Source organism: Pseudothauera nasutitermitis (assembly GCF_004801295.1).
Classification (GTDB): Bacteria; Pseudomonadota; Gammaproteobacteria; order Burkholderiales; family Rhodocyclaceae; genus Pseudothauera; species Pseudothauera nasutitermitis.
Genome location: NZ_SSOC01000005.1, coordinates 507,498 through 531,632 on the forward strand (window position 1 = coordinate 507,498; position 24,135 = coordinate 531,632).

Genomic DNA, 24,135 nt, shown 5'->3' on the forward strand with positions numbered 1-24,135 from the left:
ATGGCAAACCATCCTTCCTTCCACTGGGACGATCCGCTGCTGCTCGAACAGCAACTCACCGACGAAGAGCGCATGGTGGCCGACACCGCGCGCGCCTACGCGCAGGACAGGCTGATGCCGCGCGTCACCGAAGCCTTCCGCCATGAACGCACCGACCCGGTGATCTTCCGCGAGATGGGCGAACTGGGCCTGCTCGGCCCCACCATCCCCGAGGAGTACGGCGGCGCCGGGCTCAACTACGTGAGCTACGGGCTGATCGCCCGCGAGGTGGAACGGGTGGATTCCGGCTACCGTTCGATGATGAGCGTGCAGAGTTCGCTGGTGATGGTGCCGATCTTCGAATTCGGCAACGAAGCCACACGGCGCAAGTACCTGCCAAAGCTCGCCAGCGGTGAATGGATCGGCTGCTTCGGCCTCACCGAACCGGACCACGGCTCCGACCCCGGCTCGATGGCGAGCCGGGGTCGGAAGGTGGACGGCGGCTGGCGGCTTTCCGGCAGCAAGATGTGGATCACCAACAGCCCGATCGCCGACGTGTTCGTGGTGTGGGCCAAGGACGAGGAAGGCCGGATCCGCGGCTTCGTGCTGGAAAAGGGCTGGCCGGGCCTCTCCGCCCCGGCCATCCACGGCAAGGTCGGCCTGCGCGCCTCGATCACCGGCGAGATCGTCCTGGACGAGGTGTTCTGCCCGGACGAGAACGCCTTCCCGGATGTACGCGGCCTCAAGGGCCCGTTCACCTGCCTCAATTCGGCGCGCTACGGCATCGCCTGGGGCGCCCTGGGCGCGGCCGAATTCTGCTGGCACACCGCGCGCCAGTACGTGCTGGACCGCAAGCAGTTCGGCCGCCCGCTGGCCGCCAACCAGCTCATCCAGAAGAAGCTCGCCGACATGCAGACCGAAATCACCCTGGCGTTGCAGGGCTGCCTGCGCCTGGGGCGCATGAAGGACGAGGGCACGGCGGCGGTGGAAATCACCAGCCTGATGAAGCGCAACTCCTGCGGCAAGGCGCTGGAGGTGGCACGCACGGCGCGCGACATGCTGGGCGGCAACGGCATCTCGGACGAATTCGGTGTAGCCCGCCACCTGGTCAATCTGGAAGTGGTGAACACCTACGAAGGCACGCACGACATCCACGCGCTGATCCTCGGCCGCGCGCAAACCGGCATCCAGGCGTTCTGCTGACCATGGCCGACGGCGCACTCTCCCATCTGAAGGTGCTCGACCTCTCGCGGGTGCTGGCCGGCCCGTGGGCCTCGCAACTGCTCGGCGACCTGGGCGCGGAGATCATCAAGGTGGAGCGCCCCGGCAGCGGCGACGACACGCGCGCCTGGGGGCCGCCGTGGTTCGAGGCCGACGGCCGGCGCGAGGCGGCCTACTACCTCGCCGCCAACCGCAACAAGCGCTCGGTGGCCATCGACATCACCCGGCCGGAAGGCCAGGCACTGGTACGCCAATTGGCCCAGGAAGCTGACGTGGTGATCGAGAACCACAAGGTCGGCGGACTGGCCAAATACGGGCTGGACCACGCCGCGCTGCGCACGCTGAACCCGCGCCTGGTGGTCTGCTCGATCACCGGCTTCGGCCAGGACGGCCCCTACGCAGCACGCCCCGGCTACGACTTCCTGCTGCAGGCCATGGGCGGGCTGATGAGCCTGACCGGCGAGCCGGACGGCGCGCCGCAGAAGGTCGGCGTGGCACTCACCGACATCCTCACCGGGCTGTACGCCACCGTGGGCATCCTCGCCGCACTGGCGCACCGCGAGCGTACGGGCGAGGGCCAGTACATCGACCTCGCGCTGCTCGACGTGCAGGTCGCCTGCCTGGCCAACCAGGCGATGAACTATCTGGTCTCCGCCCGCGCACCCGCGCGCATGGGCAACGCCCACCCCAACATCGTGCCCTACCAGGCCTTTCCGAGCGCCGACGGCGATATCGTGCTGGCCATCGGCAACGACCGCCAGTGGGCCGCGTTCTGCCAACTGGCCGGGCGCGCGGAATGGACCGCCGACGCACGCTTCGCCACCAACGCCGCGCGCGTCGAGCACCGCCACATCCTGATTCCGCTGCTGCGCCAGACCACGGTGATGCGCAGCACCGACGAGTGGGTCGCCGCGCTGCAAGCCGCCGGCGTGCCGGGCGGGCCGATCAACGACCTGGCACGCGTGTTCGCCGATCCGCAGGTCGTGCATCGCGGCCTGCGCACGGAAATCGACGGCGTGCCGCAGGTCGCCAATCCGCTGCGCCTGTCGGCCACCCCGCCGGCCTACCGCGACGCGCCGCCACGGGTCGGCGAGCACACCGACGCGGTGCTCGGCACCCTGCCGGGCATGGACGCGGCCACGCTGGCAGCACTGCGCACGCGCGGCATCATCGGCTGAACGGCCATCGGAAAAGCAAAAGGCGCGATTCACATGAATCGCGCCTTGCTGTTTGGCCCCCCGCCTGTGCCGTGTTCACCGGGCATCCTGAACCTAGGGTTCAGGGTGGTCGCTTGCCAACCGCTTCAGGCTTCCCCAGTCGGGGCATGCACACCGCGGCGTTCAGGTTCGCAACCGAGTCTCTCGACTATTGGTTCAAGGAATCTACGGCTTCCACGAACACTGCAGGGGATTGATGGGCCGGCAACTCCTCGCTCAGAACAGCTTTTCCTGCTGGGCGAGCACCCCGTCGAGGCGTGCCGTCATAAGTCCGATTCTACGCTTCGCGGCAGGCAAGTCAAACCCGCCGCCGCGCTGTTGCTGAAGGTGCTCGTGGACGATGTTGAGCGCCGTCATGATCGCCAGACGCTCGCCCGAGGAGCCCGTGCGGCGGGCCACTTCGGCCAGCCTGTCGTCGAGCAGGGCCACCGCCGCGAGCAGCGCGTCGCGCTCCTCGGGCCGGCAGGCCACCTGGTATTCCTTGCCCAGCAGACGGATGTCGAGGGTTTCCATGGGTACGCGTTCTCCCTCGTTCATGCCACCGGCAGGCGGGCCAGCAATTCTTCCAGTTTGTCGCCGGCCAGGCGCAGCTTCTCGCCCTGCGCGCGGTTGTCCGCTTCCAGCTTGGCCACCCGGCTGCGCAGATCGCGGTTTTCCGCCTTGATGCCCTCGTAGAGGGTGACGAGTTGCTCGATGCGGTTTTCGAGCTGGGTGAGTTCTTCTTCCATGGCGGCGATGGTAGAGGTCGCCCTGGGGGTGGTCAAGCCAGCACCCGGATGGAATCGTCCGTGCGCAGCACGGCGCCCGCGCGGCCGCCCAGGCAGTCCGCCAGCCGGCCCAGATCGAGGGCTTCGGCCAGCACATCGGCCAGACGGTCGAGGTCGGCCTCGCGGCGCGCGGCCAGGTCCACATGCGCCGTCTCCTCCGCACCGGCCCAGGCCAGCAGGGCAGCGAGCCCTTCCGGACGGTCGAACAGGCCGTGCACATAGGTGCCGAGCACCTGCCCATCCCCAGACAGCGCACCGTCCGCGCGCCCGTCGGCCAGCCGCAGTGCGGGGCGCTCCAGCGCGGCACCGCGCGACACGCCCATGTGGATTTCGTAACCGGCCACTGCCGCGCCGCCGGGCAGGCATAGCTCGCCGCTCACGTTGGCCAACTGCTTCCCGGCCTCCAGCACGGTTTCCATGTCCAGCACGCCCAGACCGGCCATGCCGCCACGCGCACCTTCCAGCCCGGCCGGATCTTCCAGCCGGCGGCCGAGCATCTGGAAGCCGCCGCACACGCCGATCAGCTTGCCGCCGTAGCGCAGGTGGCGCTGGATGACGGCCTCCCAGCCCTGCACACGCAGCCAGGCCAGATCGGCCTGCACGCTCTTGGAGCCGGGCAGCACGATCAGGTCGGCGGGCGGAATCGCCTGGCCGGGACCGACCCAGCGGAAATCCACCTGCGGATGCAGGCGCAGCGCATCCAGGTCCGTATGGTTGGAGATGCGCGGAAAGGCCGGCGCCACCACGCGCAGGCGGATTTCGCCCTTGTCCGCGCGCGCGCTGCCCAGTGCATCCTCGGCATCGAGGAACAGGCCGTGCAGATAGGGCAGCACGCCCAGCACCGGCAGGCCGGTGCGCGCCTCCAGCCAGTCCAGCCCGGGTTGCAACAGGCCGATGTCGCCGCGGAAGCGGTTGATCACGAAGCCCTTCACCCGCGCGCGCTCGGACGGCGAGAGCAGTTCCAGCGTGCCGACCAGATGGGCGAACACGCCGCCCCGGTCGATGTCGGCCACCAGGATCACCGGACAATCGACTGCCTCGGCGAAGCCCATGTTGGCGATGTCGCGCGCGCGCAGGTTGATCTCCGCCGGACTGCCGGCCCCCTCGACCAGCACGCATTCGAACTGCTCCAGCAGGCGCCCCCAGGACTCCAGCACCGCTGCCATCGCCTTCGGCTTGTAGTCGTGATAGGCACGCGCGTCGAGGTTGGTCGCCACCTTGCCATGCACGATGACCTGCGCGCCCACGTCGCTGGAAGGCTTGAGCAGCACCGGATTGAAATCGGTGTGCGGCGCCAGCCCGGCGGCCAGTGCCTGCAAGGCCTGGGCGCGGCCGATCTCGCCGCCGTCGGCGGTCACCGCCGAATTGAGCGCCATGTTCTGCGGCTTGAAGGGCGCCACGCGCACGCCGCGGCGCGCGAGCAGGCGGCACAGGCCGGCCACCAGCGTGCTCTTGCCGGCGTCCGAGGTGGTGCCCTGCACCATCAGCGTGGCGGGTTGCGGCATCGCGTAGAATCCGGGGTCTGAAAGACGTCGATTATCCCATGGCCTTCGCCGTGTTCCCCGCCTCCATCGTGTTCCTCAAGCTTGCCGCCGGCCTGCTGGCCGACCGCCTGCTCGGCGAACCGCGCCGCTGCCATCCGCTGGTGGGCTTCGGCCATCTGGCGAACCGCCTGGAGGACTGGCTCAATCGCGGCCATCGCTCCGCCCGCGCGCGCATCGGTCTGGGCATGCTGGCCTGGACGCTGGCGGTGCTGCCCTGGGCGGCGCTGGCGCTGTGGCTACGCGGTGTGCATCCGCATGCCCACTGGATCGTGGACATCGCGCTGCTGTGGTTCGCGCTGGGCGCACGCAGCCTCACCGAACACGCCATGGCCATCGCCGCGCCGCTGGCTGCCGGCGAGCTGCCGCTGGCGCGCGAACGCGTAGGCTACATCGTCAGCCGCGACACCCGCGCATTGGATACAGAAGGCGTGGCGCGCGCCGCGACCGAATCGGTGCTGGAAAACGGCAACGACGCGGTGTTCGGCACGCTGTTCTGGTTTCTCGTCGCGGGCGGCCCTGGTGCCCTGCTGTTCCGCCTGGCGAACACGCTGGACGCCATGTGGGGTTACCGCACGCCGCGCTTCCTGCACTTCGGCCGTGCCGCCGCACGCCTGGACGACGTGCTGAACTGGCTGCCCGCGCGGCTCACCGCGCTCACCTACGCCCTGCTCGGCGACACCCGCCGCGCACTGCGCTGCTGGCGCGCCCAGGCCGCGCAGTGGGACAGCCCCAACGCCGGCCCGGTGATGGCCGCCGGCGCCGGTGCGCTGGCCGTGCGCCTGGGCGGCGCGGCAATCTACCACGGACGCACGGAAAACCGCCCGGTGCTGGGCGAAGGCCCTCCGGCGGATGCCGCCATCCTGCTGCACGCGGTGCGTCTGGTACGGCACGGCATGCTGCTGTGGCTGGCCGTCTGCGGCGCGGTGGCGGCACTGGTTTTCCTGCTCCAGGGGGGGCCTCCACATGCTTGAGCACGGCGGCCGGCTGCGCGCGGCAGCGCAACGCCACGGCATTCCCCTGGAACACTGGCTGGATCTATCCACCGGCATCAATCCCTGCGGCTACACGCCCCCGCCCATCCCGGCCGAGGTCTGGCAGCGCCTGCCGGAAGAGGATGACGGCCTGGAGGACGCGGCGGCAGCCTACTACGGCACGCGCGAACTGCTGCCGGTGGCCGGCTCGCAGGCCGCCATCCAGGCCCTGCCCCTGCTGCGCACGCCGTGCCGGGTGGCGGTGCTCGACCCCCTGTACGCCGAACACGCCCACGCCTGGCGCAGGCATGCCCCCACCGCCTGGCCGGCCGAACAGTTCGACGAAGCCGCACGACATTCGGACGTGCTGGTGCTGGCCAATCCCGCCAACCCCAGCGGCGTACGCTTCACCCGCGAACGCCTGCTGGGCTGGCATGCCGAACTGAGCGGACGCGGTGGCTGGCTGGTGGTGGATGAAGCCTTCATCGATGCGGAGCCCGGCGAAAGCCTGGCGGGCGAGGCCGGGCGCCCCGGCCTGGTGGTGCTGCGCTCGCTGGGCAAGTTCTTCGGGCTGGCCGGCGCGCGGGTCGGCTTCGTGCTGGCCGAGGCAGAACTGCGCAAACAGCTTGCCGAACATCTCGGCCCATGGACCTTGAGCGGCCCCGCCCGGCACGCCGCCCGTGCCGCACTGGCCGACACGAACTGGCAGCAGGCCACCCGCCGGCAGTTGGCCGAACAGGGCGAACGCCTCGCCACCCTGCTGCGCCGCCATCTGCCCGGCGAACCCGCCGGCCCGGCGCTGTTCCAGTGGCTCCCCCACCCGCGCGCCGCCGCCCTGCACGACGCATTGGCCCGCCACGGAATCCTGGTCCGGCTGTTCGCCAGCCCCGCCGCCGTGCGCTTCGGCCTGCCCGCCGACGAAGCCGCCTGGCACAGGCTGGACAACGCACTGGAAAACGTCACGCGCGAACTGCGCATCTGAACGCCCCCACCCCATGGACACCCGCCGCATGCACCGCCGTCTGCTCGCCTTCCTCGCCGCCTGCACCGCACTGCTCATCAGCGTGCCCGCCTTCTCCGCCCCCGTGCGCATCGTCGACGACACCGGGCAGGAGGTCGTGCTGCCCCGTCCGGCCCAGCGCATCATCGCGCTCGCGCCGCACGTCACCGAGGTGCTGTTCGCCGCCGGCGCGGACGAGCGCGTGGTCGGCGTGGTGGCGTACAGCGACTACCCGGAAGAAGCGACCCGCCTGCCGCAGGTGGGCGGCTACACCCAGCTCGACCTGGAAGCGGTGGCCGCGCTGCGCCCCGATCTGGTGGTGGGCTGGGCAGGCGGCAACCGCGCCGCCAGCCTGGACAAACTGCGCGCCCTGGGCGTGCCGATCTACCTGAACGATCCGCACAGCCTGGACGACGTGGCGCGCAGTCTGGAAGCCATGGGCATCCTGGCCGGTACCGAAGCTGCCGCCCGCGCGGCGGCCGAGGCCTTCCGCGCACGCCGTGCGGCACTGGCCGAACGCTATGCGTCCCGCCCGCCTGTGCGCCTGTTCTATCAGGTCTGGGACCGGCCGCTGATGACCGTCAATGGCCAGCATCTGATTTCCGACGCGATCCGTCTGTGCGGCGGCGAGAACGTGTTTGCCGATCTCCCGCAGATCGCCCCGACCCTCAGCACCGAGGCGGTGCTGCTGGCCGATCCCGAAGTCATTCTGGCCAGCGGCATGGACCAGGCACGCCCGGAATGGCTGGACAATTGGCGGAACTGGAAGGAACTGCTGGCGAGCCGCAACGACAACCTGTACTTCGTGCCGCCGCAACTGCTCCAGCGCCATACGCCGCGCCTGCTCGACGGCGCGGAACGGATGTGCGTTTTCCTGGAGGAAGCGCGCGCCAAACGGCCGGCGGGTTGAGCGGGATTCAGTCGTCGATCTGATCCCGCCGCGCCATGCGGTAGGCGCGCCGCCAGGTACGCCCGGCGCAACTCCACCAGTGGCGATCGAAGGCCCAGGCCAGATGGGGCAGCAGTTCGGCCAGATAGTGGTTGGCCGCGGATGGACCGGGACGCACCTCCGCGCCCGGCAATACGCGCAGCGCGCGCAAGCGTTCAGCCGGCGAGGGATGCAGGGAACCCGCCCCGCCGTCGCCGCAGAAACCGCCATGCACGCGGCCGCCGGCATGGAAACCAGCCGCCACGCCCAGGCCCATCTCGCGGAACGGACGGATGCGCGGCTCGGGCGCGGACTCGCACTGCGCCAGCACCTTGGGCCAGTAATCCTCGCGCAGGAAGCGGTCCTTGGCGGACACCTCGATCAAGGCCTCGCCCAGCAGCCGGCGCCCGACCACGCTGGCGGCCACCGCGTCGGCCTCGAATTCCTCGAGGCGGGCCAGACGCAGCATTTCCAGCGTGTAGGCACGGGAACGACGGTCCACCCAGGCTTCGAGGCGCGGATACAGTTCCACCGTGCGTTCGGCCACGCGCAGCCACCAGGAGCGCAGATGCGCGCCGCACGCGCCCAGCCCCCTGCGCTGCGCGACCAGGTGGCCGAACTCGTGGGCCAGCACGGCGAGGAACTGTCGGCGGGTCAGGCAGTGGGTGAGCGGCAGGCCGATCATCAGGTGGGTTTCGACCCCCCCCAGGCAGCCCAGGCGGGGGCGTTGCAGCACCGAGGCGTTCATCTCGTCGGTGACCCACACGCCGTCCAGGCGTGGCACCCCCATGCGGCGGACGACCTCGTCGATACGGTAATGCAGGGCGCTGGCCTCTTCGCGGCCCAAGGGAATGCCGTAAGGACCGGGCGCCGGGATGACGATCAGCGCAAGCAGCCGGCGGGCAACCAGCAGGCACGCCAGCGCCACCACCATCCATACCGCGAATTCCGGCGCCAGGCCGATCTGCACCGCACGCCAGACCGCCCACAGCGCACCACCCAGCGCGGCAAGCAAGGCGCCACCGAGCAGGCAAAACCCGCCAAGCGCCGAGAGCGTCAGACGGCGGGCCAGGCGGGCATGCACGGCACCCAGCCGGGAAGGCGCGGAAAGGATCTCGGACATGGGCGGCTCATGGAGGGGGACGCTGGCAACTTAGTCGATTCCACGGGGTGACTTTTTGCTTCAGATCAATTTCCTTGCATTTGGAGCAATGCACATGTCACGTTTATGGCTACCGGTTTGCGCACCGGCAGCGGGTCGACTAGAGTAACCGCCTCGCGCGGCGCGTTTTTCTCCGTCCAGCGCGTGTCGACCGGCGCGCCTTGCCGCGCGGCTCGCCGGGCCGCACACGTACAAATACACGAGCCGCCCACGGCCCCACGCCCCCATGCCCCCACTGTTCCGACGTGCTCTCGTGGCTTTCTCGGCCGCCATCCTGCTGGCTGGCTGCGAAGCCCCCGCCCCCACCTTCAATGCCACCGACGTCACCGGCGCCCCCTATGGCCGCCAGCTCGCGATGACCGATCACAATGGTCAGCCGCGCACGCTGGAGGATTTCCGCGGCAAGGTGGTCACGCTGTTCTTCGGCTTCACCCAGTGCCCGGACGTCTGCCCGACCAGCCTGAGCAACATGGCGGAAGTGATGCGCCTGCTCGGTCCGGATGCCGATCGCGTGCAGGCGCTGTTCGTCACCGTCGACCCGGAGCGCGACACCCAGGCCCTGCTGGCCGAGTACATGCCGGTGTTCGATCCGCGCTTCGTCGGCCTGTACGGCAGCCTGGAGCAGACCGCCGAGGTTGCCAAGGAATTCCGCGTGTTCTACCGCAAGAGCGGCGACACCAGCGGGATGAACTACACCATCGATCATTCCGCCGGCACCTATGTGTTCGACACCCAGGGGCGCATGCGGCTGTACCTCAAGCATGGAGAAACCCCGGAGAACATCGCGGCGGACATCCGCCAGTTGCTGGAAGGACGGTAGATCACCCCACGCGTGCTAGACTTGGTCCGCAGGTTAGCCAACCACTGGGAGTGACCGCATCATGCCCCTTACCGTGAATGTCCACGAAGCCAAGACACAGTTCTCCCGGCTGCTCGAACAGGCCCATGCGGGCCAGGAGATCATCCTGGCCAAAGCGGGCAAGCCTTATGCCCGCCTCGTGCCGCTGACGCCGGCCCGGCCGCAGCGCCAGCCCGGTCGTCTGAAGGGTCACATCGGCGACGCGTTTTTCGAGCCGCTGCCCGAAGACGAGATCAACGCCTGGGAACGCGGATGAACCTGCTCCTCGATACCCATGCCCTGCTGTGGTGGTTCACGGACGATCCACGCCTGTCCGCCGGGGCGCGGCGGGCGATCGCCGACGAATCCAACACCGTCTTCGTCAGCGCCGCAAGCGCGTGGGAAATTGCCACCAAGCACCGCCTAGGCAAGCTGAATGAAGCCATCGAAGCCATCGACCGCTTCGGCGAACTGGTAGCCGCTGACGGTTTCGAGCACCTGCCGGTCACCTACCTTCACGCCCTGAAAGCCGGCTCCTACCAAGTGGATCATCGTGATCCTTTCGACCGCGTGCTTGCCGCACAAAGCGCACTGGACGGCCTGACACTGGTTACCATCGACCCCGCCTTCAAGCGCTTCGGCACCGAGGTCGTCTGGTAATTGGAAAACTTCCGGCCCCACAAAGAACAAAGGCAGCCGCGGCTGCCTTTGTTCTTTGTGGGGCCGTCTCCGCCAGGTCACACTGCGGCGTCGAGCATCCCGCGCATCTTCTGCATGGCCTTGGCCTCAATCTGGCGGATGCGCTCCGCCGACACGCCGTACTCGGCGGCCAGTTCATGCAGCGTGGCGGAGTCGTCCTCGGTCAGCCAGCGGCGTTCGACGATGCGCCGGCTGCGCTCGTCCAAGCTGGCCAGCGCGTTCTTCAGGCCTTCGTCGCGCAGATGGGCAAGCTGGGCCTGCTCCAGCGCCTCGGACGGCTCGGCCTGCGGATCGGGCAGGTAGGCGATGGGCGCGAAGCGCTGCTCGTCCTCGTCGTCCGAGCCGCCATCCAGCGGCAGGTCGCGCCCGGTGAGGCGGGTTTCCATCTCCACCACTTCCTCGGGCTTCACCTTGAGCTGGGCGGCCACCGCCTCGACCTCGTCGGCGGAGAGCGTGCCGGTATCCTGCTTGAGACTGCGCAGGTTGAAGAACAGCTTGCGCTGGGCCTTGGTAGTGGCAATCTTCACCAGACGCCAGTTCTTCAGGATGTACTCGTGGATTTCCGCCTTGATCCAGTGGATGGCGAACGACACCAGGCGCACGCCGCGCGTCGGGTCGAAACGCTTCACCGCCTTCATCAGGCCGACGTTGCCTTCCTGGATCAGGTCGGCGTGCGGCAGGCCGTAACCCAGATAGCCGCGCGCGATCGCGACCACCAGACGCAGATGGGACATCACCAGCTTGCGGGCCGCGTCCAGATCGCCTTCCTCGCGAAAGCGGGTCGCCAGGTCCACCTCTTCATGCTCGGAGAGCATCGGCATCCGGTTCACGGACTGGATGTACTGGTCGATGCTGCCAGCGGCGGGAATAGGGAACGACAGGGCTTGGGTCATGTGCGGTTGTCCTCCTCGGTGCGATTTTAGCACTCGGCACGTGAGAGTGCTAAAGCGCCCGGAAAGTTCACCGCGTTGCGCGCGGCAAGCCCGGCGAAGGCGTTACCAGACGTATGCAGCAGGCGCTCAATCCAGCAGCAGCGCGTCATCGGACACCTTCTCGCCGCGCGTGCGCTCGAACATCTCCAACAGATGCGGCACGTCCATGCCCTCGCGCTCCTTGCCGCTGACGTCGAGCACCACCTGCCCCTGGTGCAGCATCACCGTGCGCGAACCATAGTCCAGCGCCTGGCGCATGCTGTGGGTGACCATCATCGCGGTGAGCTTGCTCTCCTCGATGATGCGCGCGGTGAGTTCAAGCACGAAGGCTGCAGTCTTGGGATCGAGCGCGGCGGTGTGCTCGTCCAGCAGCAGGATGCGCGACGGCTGCAGCGAGGCCATCAGCAGGCTGACGGCTTGGCGCTGGCCGCCGGAAAGCAGGCCGATGCGGTCGGTGAGGCGTTTCTCCAGCCCGAGATTGAGGATCGCCAGCTTCTCGCGGAACAGTTCGCGGTTCTGCCGGTTGAGGGCGAAGCTGAAGCCGCGCCGCCGCCCGCGCGCCATCGCCAGCGCCATGTTCTCCTCGATGGTGAGCGCCTCGCAGGTACCGGCCATCGGGTCTTGGAACACGCGGGCGACCAGGTCCGCGCGCTCCCAGGCATGCTTGCGGGTGACGTCGGTGTGGTCGATGGTGACGCTGCCCTCATCGACCAGCAGATCGCCCGAAATGGCGTTCAGGAAGGTCGACTTGCCGGCGCCGTTGGAGCCGATCACCGAGACGAACTGGCCGGTCGGGATGTCCAGCGACAGGCCGCGCAGCGCGCGGTTCTCGATGGGCGTGCCGGCGTTGAAGGTGATCTTGAGGTTCTTCGCGCTGAGCATGTCAGGCCTCCCGCCGGGCCGCCCCAAGGGAGGCCTGCGCCCCCTTGGGAGGCAGCGAATGTAATGAGCGTGGGGGTCGTTCCATCTTAGCCCCCTTGCCTGCCGCGCAGCCGCAGGTTGCGCTTGAGGATGGGCAGCACCAGCACAAAGGTCACAAGCAGGGACGCCACCAGATTGAGATCCTGCGACTTGAGGCCGATGAACTCGCTGTTGAGCGCCAGCGCGATGAAGAAACGGTACAGCACTGCACCGATGATCACCGCCAGCGTCATCCAGATCAGCCGGCGCGCCGGCAGCACGCTCTCGCCTATGATCACTGCGGCCAGGCCGATGACGATGGTGCCGATGCCCATGGAAATGTCCGAACCACCCTGGCTCTGCGCGAACAGCGCCCCGGCCAGCGACACCAGCGCGTTGGACAGCGCCAGCCCGGCCAGCTTGGCACGCCCGGTGGCCACGCCCTGGGCGCGCGCCATGCGCGGATTGGCGCCGGTGGCCCGCATCGCCAGGCCGGTTTCGGAAGAGAAGAACCAGTCCAGCGCGAACTTGATCACCAGCACCACCACCACGAGCAGCAGGGGCTTCTCGATATAGTCGGGCAACACGCCCGGCAGCAGCACGGAGAACACCGTGGGCTCGAAGATCAACGGCACGTTGGGCTTGCCCATGATGCGCAGGTTGATCGAGTACAGCGCGGTCATCAGCAGGATGCCAGCGAGCAGATCCATGATGCGCAGGCGCACGTTGAACCAGCCGGTGAGCATGCCCGCGAAGGCGCCCGCGGCAGTCGCGACCAGCGTGGCCGTGAAGGGATCGCTGCCGGACGCGATGAGGGTGGCCGCCACCGCCCCGCCGAGCGGGAAGGTGCCGTCCACCGTGAGATCGGGGAAATTCAGGATGCGGAACGAGATCAACACCCCAAGAGCGACCAGACTGAAGATCAAACCGATCTCCAGCGCGCCCATGAAGGAATACAAGGTCATCGGGTACGGGGCCTTTACTGTACCTGGCCGGTAAAGCCGATCTGGCGGATTCGGCGGGTGGCGCGCGGACCACCCGCCCTACGAACGAAACGCGGGGCATGAAGCCCCGCGCCCGGATCACTCAATGATGGAAGCGGCCGACTGGACGAATTCCGGCGACAGCGTCACGCCCTGGCTGGCGGCAGCCTTGGGGTTCACAAAGAGCTGCAGCTTGTCGCTGGTTTCGGAGGCGATCGTACCCGGCGCCTCGCCCTTGAGGATGCGCGCCACCACCTTGCCGGTCTGGCGGCCGAGATCCTTGTAGTCGATGCCCAGCGCGGCAATGGCGCCACGCTTCACGCTGTCGGTATCGGAAGCGATCAGCGGAATCTTCGCATCCGTCGCCACCTTCACCAGCGCCTCGTAGGCCGACACCACGTTGTTGTCGGTGTTGGTGTATACCACATCCACCTTGCCCACCAGGCTGCGCGCGGCCTGGCCCACATCCACGGTACGCGGCGCGGTGGCTTCCACCAGGGTCAGCCCCGCCGCCGGCAGCAGCTTCTTGAACTGCTCCACGACCACCACGGAGTTGGCCTCGCCCGGGTTGTACACCATGCCCACGCGCTTGGCGTTGGGCACCACCTGCTTGATCAGGTCGATCTGCTTCTGCAGCTCCAGCAGGTCGGACACGCCGGTCACGTTGGTGCCAGAGGCTTCCCAGCCCGCGACCAGCTGCGCGGCCACCGGATCGGTCACCGCGCTATACACGGTCGGGATGCTCTTGGTGGCCGCCACCACGGCCTGCGCCGACGGCGTGGCGATGGCGACGATCACGTCCGGCTTGTCGCCGATGAACTTACGGGCGATCTGCGCGGCCGTACCCGGGTTGCCCTGGGCGCTCTGGTACTCCCACTTCAGATTCTTGCCGGCCTCGAAACCCTGTGCGGCAAGTTCCTCCTTGACCCCATCGCGCACCGAATCGAGCGCCGGGTGTTCAACGATCGCGGTCACCGAAACCGCCTTGTCGGCAGCAACGGCGGGACCGGCAAACGCCGCGGCAACCAACAACATGCCGAGACAGCTTTTCTGCAGGAAGCGGGCGGGAACGCTGAACATCTGTGTCTCCTTTGAAGTGACTGGACGCACGCCGCGTTGTAACACGCAGGCAACACTGGAAAAGCGCGTATCTTAGCGTGGATAGCGTGTCGTTTGCGGGGACTTTGGCGCGTTTTCGGTGCTTCTCTCCCGAAAAGTGCGCCCCTCGGAATCGAAGCCCACCGCAGCACGCCACCCCCGCCGCTTTGCGGCCCCCGGCTTCATCGTCCCGGCAAAGTCCACGCTGGCAAAGGGCCGCAGAGGCCAACCGGTCGATCACAGTGGCCACCCATATTGTCAAGATTTGACAATTCCCGCCCGGAATGCGTCAAGAATGGACAAGCCGGAAGCCTGCATCTTCAGCAATTCCTCCGAAAAACCAGTATTTACGCGCTGGCACGGCCTATGCATTGGTGCTGTCCGAGCGGTACGGCTCAGCACACCGCACAACCAACCAGGAGAATTCCATGAAGAAGATGCAGCAAGGTTTCACCCTGATCGAACTGATGATCGTCGTGGCGATCATCGGCATTCTGGCTGCCGTGGCGCTGCCGGCGTATCAGGATTACACCGCGCGGGCCCAGATGGCCGAAGCAATGACGCTGGCCGGTGGCGCTCGTACTGCGGTCACTGAATTCAGAACATCGGAAGGTGATTGGCCTGCCGGCAACACTGAAGCTGGACTTTCGCCGGCCACTGATATTACCGGCAATTACGTTGCTTCCGTGTCGGTCCAGGCTGATGGAACCATCATCGCTGCGATGAAGGGCACTGGTGTTTCCACAGGAATTCGGGGAAAAACGCTGGTTCTTAGCCCAATCAGCCAAGCCGGGGCTATTACCTGGGTGTGCAAGCCCGGTGGCGACGATCCGGTCGATAACAAATTCGTGCCGACCTCCTGCCGCTCGTAATTTTTCCTGTCTGGTATGTAACTGCCCGCTAAAGCGGGCAGTTTTTTTTGGAGCCTCGCCCTGTCACGCTTAAAACAGCCTGCGCTGGCACTTCTCGCATTACTCATCTTGTGCTCAATCGTCTATTCCCCGGGGCTACAAGGTGGATTTCTATTCGACGACACGCCTAATTTATCCCCACTTGGTGCATATGGTGGAGTAAATAACCGGGACTCCCTCCAAAGCTTTGTTCTAGGTGGAAATGCAGGCCCAACCGGGCGCCCCGTTGCTTTGGCTAGTTTTTTACTGAATGACAATACTTGGCCCAGCCAAGCTAATTATTTCAAGCCTACCAACCTAGCCTTTCATCTCTTGACCGGCCTTGCGCTATGCTGGGCCACCCTGCTGCTGATGCGTCTGTGGGGCAAAAGCGAACGGACCGCCCAGTGGCTCGCTGTGCTCAACATGGGGCTATGGCTGTTGCACCCTTACATGGTGTCCACCACCCTGTACGTAGTGCAGCGCATGGCCCAGTTGGCCACCCTGTTCATGTTTGCGGGGCTTGCCGGCTACCTGCACGGCCGCCTGCTCCTGCCAACCCGCCCACGCGCAGCGTACGCATGGATGTCCTGCTCCGTGGCCTTGGGCACTTTACTGGCCGTATTGAGCAAGGAAAACGGTGCGCTCCTCCCGTTGCTGATCTGCATCGTCGAATTCTGCCAGCCTGTTTCCTACCCGTACGAGAACAAACCCGACTGGCGTTGGCGAGCCGTTTTCTTATGGCTACCCGCACTGGCCATCCTTTTCTACCTCGCCCAACGCATCAACTTCTCGCCCGATCTGTGGCCGACCCGACCGTTCAATCAGGTCGAACGGCTCATGACCCAGCCGCGCATCCTCTGGGAATACCTCTATCATCTATGGGTACCGCGCATTGAGGGACGCGGCCTTTTTCAGGATGGTTTCCTGATTTCGCGCGGCTGGCTGAGCCCTCCCGGCACTCTGGTTGCCACTATCGGGCTGGCGACTCTTGCCGCCCTGGCCATTGCATTGCGCCGTACCTGGCCCGCATTCAGCCTGGCCATCCTGTTCTTCCTCAGTGCCCACCTGATCGAATCCAGCGTCATCGGACTGGAACTGTACTTCGAGCACCGCAATTACGCTGCCGCGGCGTTCCTCTTTTTACCGATCGCCTGCGCCCTGGCCTGGACCGCCCAGCACATCCGCCCCACAGCTGCAATTGCGGCGTGCTGTGCGCTACTGATGCTGCTATCTTTTTTCACATGGCAAAGAGCCACGCTTTGGGGCGACACCAATAAATTGCAAACCTATTGGGCATTGGCCACCCCCGACTCACCACGCGCCCAGAATTACCTGGCAGTACAGTTGTTCAAGCAAGGGCGCACGGCCGAAGGCATGCATCATCTGGAACAGGCCGCCGAACGCCTGCCACACAGTTCTCTCCTAACCATGCAGTGGCTTTTACAGCGCGTATCGCTTGGCATAGCCATAGAAGCGGACTTCGAGCTTGCCAAGCAACGCTTGGCCGACCAGCAATTCGATGCACAGGCAGTGCTGGGCTTACGCATGATCACCGAGGAGCTCATCACGTCAAAGCAAAGCACGGCTTACCGCAAATGGACTCTTGGCCTGCTGGAAAGCATGGACGAATACCCCCACTACCGCAGGGTCGCTCTGTTCCGCAGACTTTCCCCTTACTTACGGGGTTTGCTGCTGCTTGCCGAACACGAGGCAACACAGGCTACCGAATTACTGAGCATCGCCATGCGCCGCTATGCCGACACCGACGCAGCCATGAGCATGGTTGCCCATGTGGCGAATTCCGGGTATCCCGCCGAAGCGATGGTGTTGCTGGCACAGGCACACGAAATTTATCTGGCTCAACCCGACAGGAAACTGAAACGCTCACGCCAAATCTACGACATGGAATTCGAGCGTGTAGAAAACATACTGAAGGAAGATCTGAAGGCCTCCAAGCAGCACACGCCATCCGTGCCCGGCATTTCACGGACTATTGACTAAGCCATGCCCCCCACGCCACCATGCCCAGCCTAAGCATCGTCATCCCCGCACGCAATGAAGCCAAAACGCTCGTACAGTTGCTCTCCCATCTGACCTCCATACTTCCGGGGGTCGAGATTATCGTGGTGGATGATGGCTCCACCGACGACACCGCAGTCATTGCTTTAACTCATGGCGCAAAGGCCGTTCGCCACCCATACTCCAAAGGCAACGGCGCGGCGATCAAGACTGGTGCCCGTACAGCCGGGGGCGAAGTCATCGTATTCATGGACGCCGATGGCCAACATGATCCGATGGATATTCCCCGCCTGCTGGCCAAGCTGGATGAAGGCTACGACATGGTGGTGGGTGCACGCCAGAGAGGCTCACAGGCCAGCGTGGGGCGTGGCCTAGCCAACCACTTCTACAACCGGTTGGCCAGCTACATGACGGGCCACAAGGTGGAAGATCTGACCTCCGGCTTTCGGGCCGTGCGCGCCGAAAAATTCCGCGAATTCCTATATTTGCTGCCCAATGGTTTTTCCTATCCTACAACAATCACGATGGCCTTCTTCCGCGCCGGCTATTCGGTGGCCTATGAACCGATTCATGCCGCCCGGCGCATCGGCAAGAGCCATATCCGATTACTGCGGGACGGGACACGATTTTTGCTCATTATCTTCAAGATCGGCACTCTGTTCTCGCCCATGAAACTGTTCGCGCCGGTAGCCTTGGCGATGTTTCTGCTAGCAACGGGGTGGTATGGATATACCTATCTATCCATTCGCCGGTTTACCAACATGAGCGCGCTGCTGTACACCGGCTCGGTCATCACGTTCATGATGGGGCTGATTTCCGAGCAGATCACAGCGTTAATGTACCGGGATGAGGAGCGTTGATTGCTCCCGTGGACTGCATACCATCCAGCGTTTGCCACAGACCAGACATCAAGGAGCGTTGCCCCCGCACTTGTGCCGCTTGTTGGCACACAAAGCATGGCAGTAGCCGTTTGCCAATGTGATCTGATCGAGTAAACATTAGACACGGAATAAACCGCGGCACGATGAAACCTGAAATGCGGCAGCCTCATGCAGCCTTGGACATGCATGGACGTTTGCGCAAGGCACAAAAAATTGCTGAATTACTGGCGCTGCGCCCATCAGATGGCCGACCTGTACGGGTGCTTGAAGTTGGTACGGGCTCTGGAGCAATTGCCCAATACTTCAGTGAATTGCTGAACGAGCGTGGCGTTGTCAATGCGGTAGATGTCTTAGACCAACGTGTAGTGAGCACCGGTTATCAATTTGATCTGGTCAAGAGCACGGCCTTGCCGTTTCCTGATGGCATGTTTGACGCGGTCATCAGCAATCATGTCATTGAGCATGTGGGAGCGACACAGGATCAAAGACATCACCTCCACGAACTGAAACGAGTCCTACGCAACGATGGCAGAGGCTACTTGGCCGTTCCGAGCCGCTGGCAATTGATCGAGCCACACTACCATCTCGCCTTTCTCAGTTGGCTGCCACACCGTATGCGCAGCCCCTATCTGCGCTGGCGTGGGCGCGGGTTTTACTACGACTGTGAGCCACTGGGAATGTATAGCCTGGAATCCTGCCTGCAAGCCTGTGGGCTGGTGTACGAAAACCAGTTCGCTCAAGCGGTCAAGGCAATGATCGACGCAGAGCACCAACCCCCCATTGCTGCCAAACTGGCGGCTCTGCTACCCATGCCGGTTTTGCAAATGTTTCGCGTGACCAGTCCAACCCACGTCTATTTGTTTGCCAAAAACCGGGCGGCGTTGGCCAATGTATAGACAAGAGCCCGACGGCAAAGCATGCCTGCTCATTCTTGCCTCCACCTACCCCCGTTGGCAAAACGACCCGGAACCCGGCTTTGTCCATGAACTGTCCAAACGCCTTACGGATCGGTTTCGTGTCATCGTGCTGTGTCCCCATGCGCCAGGCGCACAGCCGCACGAAGTACTCGATGGAGTGGAGATCATGCGTTACCACTATGCGCCCGAGCGATGGGAAACACTGGTCAACGACGGTGGCATCGTCACCAACCTGAAACTGCACCGCTGGAAGCTGCTACTGGTGCCCGGTTTCATCCTGATGCAAGCTTGGTGGGCCTGGCGGCTGTGCCGGCGAGAGAAGGTCGATGTGATCCATGCCCACTGGCTGATTCCGCAAGGTCTGATCGCTGCCTTGTTGCAAAGCCTGCCGGGGCGGAAAGTAGCTTATGTAGTGACATCGCATGGCGCCGATTTGTATGCATTGAAGGGTCCGTGGCTTGATAGGATCAAGGCTTTCGTCGCACGAAAAGCTTCTGCGGTAACCGTTGTCAGCAGTGCCATGCGCAAGCGGATCGCCTGCCTGAATGTGCCAAGAGATAAAATTTCCGTGCTGCCGATGGGCGTGGATCTTTCCGGTCTTTTTTTCCCGGACTCGGCAGTACCCCGTCGTGAGTACGAAATTCTTTTCGTTGGTCGACTGGTGGAGAAAAAAGGCTTGCGCTATCTCCTCGATGCGTTGCCTGCCATATTACGAGCCGTACCCGATGCCCATTTGACAGTGATCGGCTTCGGCCCAGAGGAAAAGACTCTCAAAGAACAGGTATCCCACCTTGGAATCGCATCGGCGGTTTCGTTTATCGGGGCAATGCCACAGGCCGAACTACCTCCTCTGTATCGTCGCGCAGCACTGTTCGTAGCGCCGTTCGTGCGAACTGACTCGGGCGACCAGGAAGGCCTGCCTGTCGCATTGATGGAGGCGGTGGCTTGTGGGTGTCCGATCATCGCTGGCGATGTTGCAGGTCTAGAAGACCTGCTGGGCGGAGCGGCAGATGCAGTGTGCCTCGACGTGCACGACGTACCCGCATTGGCCAACAAAATAATTGAGTCATTGTGTTTTCCTACGATGGCACAGACGTACGCAGATAACATTCGCGCGACTGCCACGCAACATATGGGCTGGGCAAGAATTTCTCAGGAATACGCACATATAATTTCAGAATGCCTCACGCCAATGGAAAAATAGGCGTGCTGTGGTCAGCCACAAAGGGGGATTTCAAAGGAAAATCGAAAATCGCACCAAATCTCGACGCCCCCCCCCCAATCACTACTTCAAAGATCAAAATTCGTCGAAATCTGGATTTTTGGAACATCCACAAAAAATGAAAATCAACAAGCGCAATCCAAAACACTGGCTATTACTGTTCGCATTCATGGGGCAAGGTATTCTTGGTTTGGTATTGCGCTGGGCTACCGGACATAAGCACCGGGATCAGAAGCGCCAAGCGGTTGTGAATGTCATCCTGTACGGCCACAAACTCAATGGTAATCTGCTGGCGCTACATGATTATTCGCGGAGCAATCCCAGTATTGGGTTGCGTCCGGTATTTCTGAGCATGGATGGCGCGTATTGCCAGGAGCTGGCCGCACTTGGAGTGGATTGTGTATGGGCCGGCGGCATGGGTTGTTCGCGCATCTTGGCCGGCGCTACAGCCTTGGTCAGCGATCACGGCCTGCATTCGCTGCAACCATTGCTTGGAGCCTACCAACGGTTGGGGCTCCGGTTCTTCGATGTCTGGCACGGCTTCGGCTTCAAGGGCTTCGACGCAGACGATTACCGCACCTTGCATCACTATGACGAGGTCTGGGTCGCATCGGAAACGCAGCGAGAACAATACGTTCGCATGGCGGAATTTGAGCCTGCCATCGTGCACCCGACCGGGTACGGGCGCACAGATGCCTTGGTTAATCGCAGCCACAATCCCGAAGGCATTATTCAGCACCTCGGACTGAACCCGTCGACCTGCGGCAAGCTAGTCATGTTTGCGCCGACTTGGGCGCAGGACGACCGCGGACGAAGCATTTATCCGTTCGGCTGCTCCGAACAAAAATTTCTCGGGGCGCTATCGGATTTTGCGTCCGGACACGGAGTGACCGTCCTTTTTCGCAGTCACATGAACAGCGGCGATGTGTCGGGCGGTGATTATCCCGGTATCGTTGCCCTGCCGGGTACGCGGTTCCCGAATACGGAGGCGCTTCTGTTCATCAGCGATGCACTGGTGTGTGACTGGTCGTCGATTGCATTCGATTACTTGGTCCTCGACCGGCCCACCTTCTTCCTCGATGTGCCGGCGCCGTTTGCGAAAGGGCATTCGCTCGGACCCGAGTGCAGGTTCGGCCCCATCGTGCATGGCATGGAAGAATTGCTGGAGGGTTTGCGAAACGCGTTGACCGACCCGCAGAGATACTGGTCGATCCATGGGGCTGCACACCTATCGACGAAGCAATATGTCTGGGGGCCTTACGCAGACGGCAACGCGACCAGTCGTTACGTTGAGCGGCTTCAGTTGCTCTGCGGCCATTGAGGCTCGCGAAGCTCGATTGCTGTCATCGGGTGCCGTTGCCCAATGTCGGATGCAGGGCTGGAATCCAACCTTGGTCGCGCATGAAACCGAGCAGGAGAATGCTGGAGTCAGCTTGGGGGTGGCCATCGAACGCAAGTTGACACAAATTAAGACGGCGCTGTTGCCAGTGAGCAGACTCTCCTTGGAGGATACCCCCAAGAAGGCCGTCCCAATTTTCGAATTTCGGACCCGGTGTCATCGACTCAAAGTCGAACTGGATTTCTCGGTCGCCAGACACGTATTGACGGAAGTCGGGCACAAGGAAATAAACCGGCCGATCCAGCAGCAGGTAGTCCATGTAGATCGACGAATAATCGGTGATCAGGCAGGACATGTACGGCAGCAAGGGATAGGCATCACTGTGCGGGTTAAGGACATGCAGGTGGCGCCCGGCAACAGCGGCTCCCCCTCGTTCATAGGGATGGAATTTGAAGACGAACTCGAATCCATGTAATTCACAGAATTCGTCCAGCTTGGTGATTTGTCCGGGATCAAGCCCGAGCGGAACTCCAGGGGTATGGCGATAGGTTGGCGCGACAAAAACAAGCTTCCTGTCTCCGCTCCGACAGACTTCCAGCTTGTCACGTGCGGTGATGTCCGCGTTGATCCAATCCAGCGGGTGTTCGTTGCGAAACCCGTTGCGCGGATAGCCGGTGATAGGCAAGTGCCTGCTGCGGAAGGCCTTTGCGAACACGTTGTCGCGATAGAAGACCGATGTGCAGACCACTGCGTCGAACCGGATGGCCCGGCCATACAGGTAACGCCGGGCCATGCGCGGCCATAACACCCACCTGCTCGACAGGATTTTTTTCCCAGGCGCTTCGTTGCGCCATTTGTCGAATTCGATTCGCTTGAAGCCGACGCCGTGCCAGAACTGCACAAGACGCGCTCGGATGAGAAAAAAACGCCGCCACTTCTGGTACCACTCGATGGAGTCCACCACTACACTGCCGCAACGCATCAGGAACCAGATAGCGCGAAGCGAGGGATACACCATAGCTTCGAAGCCCTGATCGAGGACTGCCCTTGCCACCTCGGGCAGCCCAGTAACGTGGACGATGCGCAAACCATTAGTCTTGTCCGTTGCCACGTCGATGAAGAAGTATTTGGTGTTGTCGACGAACTCGCCGGATTCGCGACCGATGACGGCGATCCAGTCAAGGCGCCTGGGAACCAGCGCCGCGACCGGCGCGATCAATATCCAGCCTGCGAGACCGGAGAAGATTTCGGCTATGTTCGTTTTTGTATCGTGCCAAAGGCTAGATGCGGACATCGATTACTTCGCCTGTTGCCGGGGAAAAGCAGGCGCTCAGGGTCGCTTTGGCAACCGTTTCGGGACTCAGCAGCTTCTCGGCTGGCTCGATGCCAAAATTCTCTGTTCGCATCGGCGTCGCCGTACGCTCCGGGTTGATTGCATTAATCCGTACGTGAAACGGAAGAAACTCCTCGCTCAATGCCTGCACAAGGTTGACGACCGCCGCTTTCGTCGCCGAGTAGATGCTGTAGCGTGCGCGTCCACGAGTATACGAGCTCGAAGTAAACAGGGCAATGCTGCCGCCGGATTCTCGCATTACCTCAAATGCTTCGCGGGCAACGACGATGCTCCCACGAAGGTTGATTGCGACCTGCTCATCAATGCACGCGTAGTCCTGCCCCGCGATCAAGCCCGTCCGCAAGATGCTGGCGGTCACAATCACGGCATCAATCCGACCGAAGGATTGCATGGTTTTACGCAACGTTGCCCGCACCGCATTCTCGTCGCAGATATCGACGCCGCTGGAGCGGGAAACCGCAACGACATTGGCTCCGGCTTCCGTGCCAAGCTGAAGGATACTCTTGCCGATGCCGCGGCTGGCGCCGAAAACAACGATGATCTTCCCTGGCAAGTCGGGTGTCTCTTTGTTGTTCCCATGTCGGGTACGAAGCTGGAAAATACGATCTGCCAAGTAAATGTCGGAAGGATAGGTAATTTTGATGTTGTTGATGTCGCCCGCGACTACTCCAACATCGCCGAGTCCAAATTGCAGAATCAGGCCGCAGTCGTCGGTAACCTTTAGATTATTTTCTTGGACCGCGAGTTGGTGTGCCTTGCGTAACAGGCCAGAACGAAAGGCTTGTGGTGTCTGTCCTAGCCGCAGACACGACCGATCGGGGATTTCATCGATCATGGAGTCGTCCTGTACGCGAATGATAGTGTCACTGGACGGAATCGCCGTATCCACAGCATCAACACGATCCAGTGCATCAAGGCAGCGGTCGATGGTCGCATGGTCGAGCAGCGGCCTGACCGCGTCGTGGACCAGCACCTTGTGGCCATCACCCACGACCGAAGCGATCCCGGCGGCAGAGCTTTGCTGGCGTGTCGCACCGCCTGATACCACCTTCGTGACTTTTCGATAGCCGGCGCGATTGATGATCTCGTTTATGAGAAGCAGGTTGCCTTCATGCCCCACAATGACGATTTCGTCGATTGCTGTATGTCGCTCGAAGATGTCGAGTGTATGTTCCAGCACTGTCTTCCCGGCAAGCTTGAGGAATTGCTTGGGGGTTGGTGCGCCGAAGCGAACGCCAGATCCGGATGCTAGGACGATGGCAATGTTCATG

The 24,135-nt window shown here is 63.4% G+C and carries 24 protein-coding genes and 1 other RNA gene; 14 read left to right on the forward strand and 11 right to left on the reverse strand.

Annotation, left to right across the window (positions count from 1 at the left end; genetic code table 11):
* Both E6C76_RS15585 and E6C76_RS15590 read left to right on the forward strand, forming a co-directional pair.
* On the forward strand, positions 1-1,182 hold the full coding sequence (locus E6C76_RS15585) for an acyl-CoA dehydrogenase (RefSeq protein ID WP_136349144.1): 1,182 nt from the start codon (positions 1-3) through the stop codon (positions 1,180-1,182).
* Between the two features lie 2 nt (positions 1,183-1,184).
* Positions 1,185-2,378 (forward strand): CaiB/BaiF CoA transferase family protein, encoded by a 1,194-nt coding sequence (locus tag E6C76_RS15590; RefSeq protein ID WP_136349145.1) that lies wholly within the window; start codon positions 1,185-1,187, stop codon positions 2,376-2,378.
* Between the two features lie 53 nt (positions 2,379-2,431).
* Here E6C76_RS15590 and ssrS read toward each other — a convergent pair.
* The 4 genes from ssrS to E6C76_RS15610 form a co-directional block, all read right to left on the reverse strand.
* Positions 2,432-2,612: non-coding RNA, 6S RNA (gene ssrS, locus E6C76_RS15595), on the reverse strand.
* A 21-nt stretch (positions 2,613-2,633) separates the two neighbouring features.
* Positions 2,634-2,930, reverse strand: coding sequence for a cell division protein ZapA (locus E6C76_RS15600; protein WP_136349146.1), 297 nt, complete (start codon positions 2,928-2,930; stop codon positions 2,634-2,636).
* A gap of 20 nt (positions 2,931-2,950) precedes the next feature.
* Entirely contained in the window at positions 2,951-3,181 is a 231-nt protein-coding gene (locus E6C76_RS15605; RefSeq protein WP_230976286.1) for a hypothetical protein, read from the reverse strand.
* Complete coding sequence (locus tag E6C76_RS15610; RefSeq protein WP_136349147.1) at positions 3,178-4,689, reverse strand: cobyric acid synthase; 1,512 nt, start codon at positions 4,687-4,689, stop codon at positions 3,178-3,180. The genes E6C76_RS15605 and E6C76_RS15610 overlap by 4 nt, the downstream gene beginning before the upstream one ends.
* Before the next feature lie 38 nt (positions 4,690-4,727).
* Here E6C76_RS15610 and cbiB point away from each other — a divergent pair, with 38 nt between their 5' ends.
* The 3 genes from cbiB to E6C76_RS15625 are packed head-to-tail and all read left to right on the forward strand — an operon-like array spanning position 4,728 to position 7,609.
* Entirely contained in the window at positions 4,728-5,699 is a 972-nt protein-coding gene (gene cbiB / locus E6C76_RS15615; protein WP_136349148.1) for an adenosylcobinamide-phosphate synthase CbiB, read from the forward strand.
* Entirely contained in the window at positions 5,692-6,681 is a 990-nt protein-coding gene (gene cobD, locus E6C76_RS15620; RefSeq protein ID WP_136349149.1) for a threonine-phosphate decarboxylase CobD, read from the forward strand. Before cbiB ends, cobD begins: the two co-directional genes overlap by 8 nt.
* Positions 6,682-6,694: 13 nt before the next feature.
* Positions 6,695-7,609, forward strand: a complete 915-nt coding sequence (locus E6C76_RS15625) for a cobalamin-binding protein (RefSeq protein ID WP_230976287.1) — start codon at positions 6,695-6,697, stop codon at positions 7,607-7,609.
* A gap of 7 nt (positions 7,610-7,616) precedes the next feature.
* Here the strand turns inward: E6C76_RS15625 and E6C76_RS15630 are convergent, their stop codons facing one another.
* On the reverse strand, positions 7,617-8,750 hold the full coding sequence (locus tag E6C76_RS15630; protein ID WP_136349150.1) for a M48 family metallopeptidase: 1,134 nt from the start codon (positions 8,748-8,750) through the stop codon (positions 7,617-7,619).
* 265 nt (positions 8,751-9,015) lie between these two features.
* Here E6C76_RS15630 and E6C76_RS15635 point away from each other — a divergent pair, with 265 nt between their 5' ends.
* The 3 genes from E6C76_RS15635 to E6C76_RS15645 all read left to right on the forward strand — a co-directional run bounded on the left by E6C76_RS15635 (position 9,016) and on the right by E6C76_RS15645 (position 10,287).
* Entirely contained in the window at positions 9,016-9,609 is a 594-nt protein-coding gene (locus tag E6C76_RS15635; protein ID WP_136349151.1) for an SCO family protein, read from the forward strand.
* A gap of 61 nt (positions 9,610-9,670) precedes the next feature.
* Positions 9,671-9,904 carry a type II toxin-antitoxin system Phd/YefM family antitoxin gene (locus E6C76_RS15640; RefSeq protein ID WP_136349152.1) on the forward strand — a complete coding sequence of 78 codons (234 nt, stop codon included), beginning with the start codon at positions 9,671-9,673 and terminating at the stop codon, positions 9,902-9,904.
* Entirely contained in the window at positions 9,901-10,287 is a 387-nt protein-coding gene (locus E6C76_RS15645; RefSeq protein ID WP_136349153.1) for a type II toxin-antitoxin system VapC family toxin, read from the forward strand. Before E6C76_RS15640 ends, E6C76_RS15645 begins: the two co-directional genes overlap by 4 nt.
* A 77-nt stretch (positions 10,288-10,364) precedes the next feature.
* Here the strand turns inward: E6C76_RS15645 and rpoH are convergent, their stop codons facing one another.
* The 4 genes from rpoH to E6C76_RS15665 all read right to left on the reverse strand — a co-directional run bounded on the left by rpoH (position 10,365) and on the right by E6C76_RS15665 (position 14,221).
* Complete coding sequence (gene rpoH, locus E6C76_RS15650; RefSeq protein ID WP_136349154.1) at positions 10,365-11,219, reverse strand: RNA polymerase sigma factor RpoH; 855 nt, start codon at positions 11,217-11,219, stop codon at positions 10,365-10,367.
* A gap of 126 nt (positions 11,220-11,345) precedes the next feature.
* Entirely contained in the window at positions 11,346-12,140 is a 795-nt protein-coding gene (locus tag E6C76_RS15655; RefSeq protein ID WP_136349155.1) for an ABC transporter ATP-binding protein, read from the reverse strand.
* A gap of 86 nt (positions 12,141-12,226) precedes the next feature.
* Positions 12,227-13,123, reverse strand: coding sequence for an ABC transporter permease (locus E6C76_RS15660; RefSeq protein ID WP_136349156.1), 897 nt, complete (start codon positions 13,121-13,123; stop codon positions 12,227-12,229).
* A gap of 117 nt (positions 13,124-13,240) precedes the next feature.
* A complete protein-coding gene (locus E6C76_RS15665) occupies positions 13,241-14,221 on the reverse strand; it encodes an ABC transporter substrate-binding protein (protein WP_168734362.1) in 981 nt (326 codons plus the stop codon).
* Positions 14,222-14,667: 446 nt separating this feature from the next.
* On the opposite strand from E6C76_RS15665, the gene E6C76_RS15670 reads away from it, so the two are divergent.
* From E6C76_RS15670 to E6C76_RS15695, 6 genes are all read left to right on the forward strand, one after another.
* The gene (locus E6C76_RS15670; RefSeq protein ID WP_136349157.1) at positions 14,668-15,111 is read left to right on the forward strand and encodes a pilin; all 444 of its coding nucleotides are present in this window, start codon (positions 14,668-14,670) and stop codon (positions 15,109-15,111) included.
* Between the two features lie 351 nt (positions 15,112-15,462).
* Positions 15,463-17,133: a hypothetical protein gene (locus E6C76_RS15675; protein ID WP_211090242.1), complete on the forward strand. Its 1,671-nt coding sequence runs from the start codon at positions 15,463-15,465 to the stop codon at positions 17,131-17,133.
* Positions 17,134-17,153: 20 nt separating this feature from the next.
* Complete coding sequence (locus tag E6C76_RS15680) at positions 17,154-18,011, forward strand: glycosyltransferase family 2 protein (RefSeq protein ID WP_136349159.1); 858 nt, start codon at positions 17,154-17,156, stop codon at positions 18,009-18,011.
* A gap of 164 nt (positions 18,012-18,175) precedes the next feature.
* Complete coding sequence (locus E6C76_RS15685) at positions 18,176-18,928, forward strand: class I SAM-dependent methyltransferase (protein ID WP_211090243.1); 753 nt, start codon at positions 18,176-18,178, stop codon at positions 18,926-18,928.
* Complete coding sequence (locus tag E6C76_RS15690; protein WP_136349160.1) at positions 18,921-20,153, forward strand: glycosyltransferase; 1,233 nt, start codon at positions 18,921-18,923, stop codon at positions 20,151-20,153. Before E6C76_RS15685 ends, E6C76_RS15690 begins: the two co-directional genes overlap by 8 nt.
* A gap of 136 nt (positions 20,154-20,289) precedes the next feature.
* The gene (locus E6C76_RS15695) at positions 20,290-21,492 is read left to right on the forward strand and encodes a CDP-glycerol glycerophosphotransferase family protein (RefSeq protein ID WP_136349161.1); all 1,203 of its coding nucleotides are present in this window, start codon (positions 20,290-20,292) and stop codon (positions 21,490-21,492) included.
* Between the two features lie 22 nt (positions 21,493-21,514).
* Here the strand turns inward: E6C76_RS15695 and E6C76_RS15700 are convergent, their stop codons facing one another.
* Together E6C76_RS15700 and ispD are read right to left on the reverse strand one after the other, a co-directional pair.
* The gene (locus E6C76_RS15700) at positions 21,515-22,804 is read right to left on the reverse strand and encodes a CDP-glycerol glycerophosphotransferase family protein (protein WP_136349162.1); all 1,290 of its coding nucleotides are present in this window, start codon (positions 22,802-22,804) and stop codon (positions 21,515-21,517) included.
* A complete protein-coding gene (ispD, locus tag E6C76_RS15705; protein ID WP_211090244.1) occupies positions 22,791-24,134 on the reverse strand; it encodes a 2-C-methyl-D-erythritol 4-phosphate cytidylyltransferase in 1,344 nt (447 codons plus the stop codon). Before ispD ends, E6C76_RS15700 begins: the two co-directional genes overlap by 14 nt.
* Between the last annotated feature and the right edge of the window lies 1 nt (position 24,135).

What these genes read in the sequence shown, in the direction of transcription:
- E6C76_RS15655 (WP_136349155.1), bottom strand. Translation starts at nt 12,140, where the DNA reads ATGCTCAGCGCGAAGAACCTCAAGATCACCTTCAACGCCGGCACGCCC.
- E6C76_RS15645 (WP_136349153.1), top strand. Translation starts at nt 9,901, where the DNA reads ATGAACCTGCTCCTCGATACCCATGCCCTGCTGTGGTGGTTCACGGAC.
- E6C76_RS15635 (WP_136349151.1), top strand. Translation starts at nt 9,016, where the DNA reads ATGCCCCCACTGTTCCGACGTGCTCTCGTGGCTTTCTCGGCCGCCATC.
- E6C76_RS15590 (WP_136349145.1), top strand. Translation starts at nt 1,185, where the DNA reads ATGGCCGACGGCGCACTCTCCCATCTGAAGGTGCTCGACCTCTCGCGG.
- E6C76_RS15680 (WP_136349159.1), top strand. Translation starts at nt 17,154, where the DNA reads ATGCCCAGCCTAAGCATCGTCATCCCCGCACGCAATGAAGCCAAAACG.
- E6C76_RS15665 (WP_168734362.1), bottom strand. Translation starts at nt 14,221, where the DNA reads ATGTTCAGCGTTCCCGCCCGCTTCCTGCAGAAAAGCTGTCTCGGCATG.
- rpoH (WP_136349154.1), bottom strand. Translation starts at nt 11,219, where the DNA reads ATGACCCAAGCCCTGTCGTTCCCTATTCCCGCCGCTGGCAGCATCGAC.
- E6C76_RS15630 (WP_136349150.1), bottom strand. Translation starts at nt 8,750, where the DNA reads ATGTCCGAGATCCTTTCCGCGCCTTCCCGGCTGGGTGCCGTGCATGCC.
- E6C76_RS15585 (WP_136349144.1), top strand. Translation starts at nt 1, where the DNA reads ATGGCAAACCATCCTTCCTTCCACTGGGACGATCCGCTGCTGCTCGAA.
- E6C76_RS15695 (WP_136349161.1), top strand. Translation starts at nt 20,290, where the DNA reads ATGAAAATCAACAAGCGCAATCCAAAACACTGGCTATTACTGTTCGCA.
- E6C76_RS15625 (WP_230976287.1), top strand. Translation starts at nt 6,695, where the DNA reads ATGGACACCCGCCGCATGCACCGCCGTCTGCTCGCCTTCCTCGCCGCC.
- ispD (WP_211090244.1), bottom strand. Translation starts at nt 24,134, where the DNA reads ATGAACATTGCCATCGTCCTAGCATCCGGATCTGGCGTTCGCTTCGGC.
- cobD (WP_136349149.1), top strand. Translation starts at nt 5,692, where the DNA reads ATGCTTGAGCACGGCGGCCGGCTGCGCGCGGCAGCGCAACGCCACGGC.
- E6C76_RS15600 (WP_136349146.1), bottom strand. Translation starts at nt 2,930, where the DNA reads ATGGAAACCCTCGACATCCGTCTGCTGGGCAAGGAATACCAGGTGGCC.
- E6C76_RS15690 (WP_136349160.1), top strand. Translation starts at nt 18,921, where the DNA reads ATGTATAGACAAGAGCCCGACGGCAAAGCATGCCTGCTCATTCTTGCC.
- E6C76_RS15700 (WP_136349162.1), bottom strand. Translation starts at nt 22,804, where the DNA reads ATGTCCGCATCTAGCCTTTGGCACGATACAAAAACGAACATAGCCGAA.
- E6C76_RS15660 (WP_136349156.1), bottom strand. Translation starts at nt 13,123, where the DNA reads ATGACCTTGTATTCCTTCATGGGCGCGCTGGAGATCGGTTTGATCTTC.
- cbiB (WP_136349148.1), top strand. Translation starts at nt 4,728, where the DNA reads ATGGCCTTCGCCGTGTTCCCCGCCTCCATCGTGTTCCTCAAGCTTGCC.
- E6C76_RS15610 (WP_136349147.1), bottom strand. Translation starts at nt 4,689, where the DNA reads ATGCCGCAACCCGCCACGCTGATGGTGCAGGGCACCACCTCGGACGCC.
- E6C76_RS15640 (WP_136349152.1), top strand. Translation starts at nt 9,671, where the DNA reads ATGCCCCTTACCGTGAATGTCCACGAAGCCAAGACACAGTTCTCCCGG.
- E6C76_RS15685 (WP_211090243.1), top strand. Translation starts at nt 18,176, where the DNA reads ATGAAACCTGAAATGCGGCAGCCTCATGCAGCCTTGGACATGCATGGA.
- E6C76_RS15670 (WP_136349157.1), top strand. Translation starts at nt 14,668, where the DNA reads ATGAAGAAGATGCAGCAAGGTTTCACCCTGATCGAACTGATGATCGTC.